The sequence below is a fragment of the Vibrio sp. D173a genome (assembly GCF_030248475.1).
In genome coordinates this window covers 1-613 of sequence record NZ_JAHGAH010001390.1, presented here as the reverse complement: position 1 = coordinate 613, position 613 = coordinate 1, and the positions used below count along the sequence as shown (strand labels likewise).

At 46.7% G+C, this 613-nt stretch carries 2 pseudogenes; one reads left to right on the top strand and one right to left on the bottom strand.

Features of this window, described 5'->3' with window-relative positions:
- Nucleotides 1-71: 71 nt before the first annotated feature.
- Nucleotides 72-326: pseudogene (locus KIV40_RS33570) on the top strand (NAD(P)H-dependent oxidoreductase); the annotation flags it as partial.
- An 88-nt stretch (nucleotides 327-414) separates the two neighbouring features.
- On the opposite strand, the pseudogene KIV40_RS33565 reads toward KIV40_RS33570, so the two are convergent.
- A pseudogene (locus KIV40_RS33565) lies at nucleotides 415-613 on the bottom strand (MipA/OmpV family protein); the annotation flags it as partial.

Below are 613 nucleotides of genomic sequence, written 5' to 3'. Positions count from 1 at the left end.
ATCCTGGTAGTAACGCCAGCCAAATAGACCACCTAAACCAACAACCGCACCGATGATGACGGCTTTGCCGTGGTGTGACGTTCACTTACACGGAGAACGGTGTTAAAGGTCTAATCGAAGGTAAGAAAGCGATCGTAGTAACGACTCGTGGTGGCATCCACAAAGACGCAGCGACTGACAGCGTGACACCTTACCTACGCACAGTACTTGGCTTCGTTGGCATCACAGACGTGGAATTTGTGTACGCAGAAGCACTGAACATGGGTGAAGACGCAGCAGCAAAAGGCATCTTAGAAGCGCAAAGCAAGCTTGCTGAATTGGCGTAATGTAACGCTGATTGAAAAGAGTAAAATCTGAGTAATAAACGAAAGCCTCATATCACTATGAGGCTTTTGTCGTTATATCGAGTTGTAATTAAAACTCATACTGGAAATAGATAGTGTTGTAGTTACTGCCACCCTTAATGCGACCAAACTGCGAGGCGTTTTCGAAGATAGCCGAACGGTGATGCAGCGAGTAACCGAACCACAGATTGTTGAGGTCGTTTTTGCCGAACAGATCGCCGACATTCACGTCAAATGAGAAGTCTAGGTAGTTCAATAGATGGCTGGCG